This window comes from Anoxybacillus sp. LAT27, assembly GCF_022030075.1.
Taxonomy (GTDB): Bacteria; Bacillota; Bacilli; order Bacillales; family Anoxybacillaceae; genus Anoxybacillus; species Anoxybacillus kestanbolensis.
The window spans coordinates 1-284 of record NZ_JAIWYK010000130.1 but is presented as its reverse complement, the minus strand read 5'-3'; the positions used below and the strand labels follow the sequence as shown (position 1 = coordinate 284).

Annotated in this window: 1 protein-coding gene; it reads left to right on the top strand. The window is 61.3% G+C overall.

Features of this window, described 5'->3' with window-relative positions; translation table 11 throughout:
• Positions 1-284, top strand: a 284-nt coding sequence (locus LD028_RS08810) for an MBL fold metallo-hydrolase (RefSeq protein WP_346015096.1), incomplete at both ends; no start/stop codon positions are given.

Below are 284 nucleotides of genomic sequence, written 5' to 3'. Positions count from 1 at the left end.
GAAGCTTTTCCTCATCCGGAAGTTCCACCAGTTGATGATGACGTTTTCCCAACGCAGCCGCATCGACGATTTGTTGAAGCACGAGCAGGCTGCGCCCCATCTGCCCGAGTGGCAGGTTCTCTACACCCCGGGCCACTCGCAGAGCCATCTTTCCCTGTACCGGGCGGCCGATCGCGTCATGATCGCCGGGGATCACATCATCAAGCACATCTCTTCCAACGCCTTTGTCGAGCCGCCCCGTGACCAGTCGCGGGCCCGACCGCTGACCCTGGTGCAGTACCGGA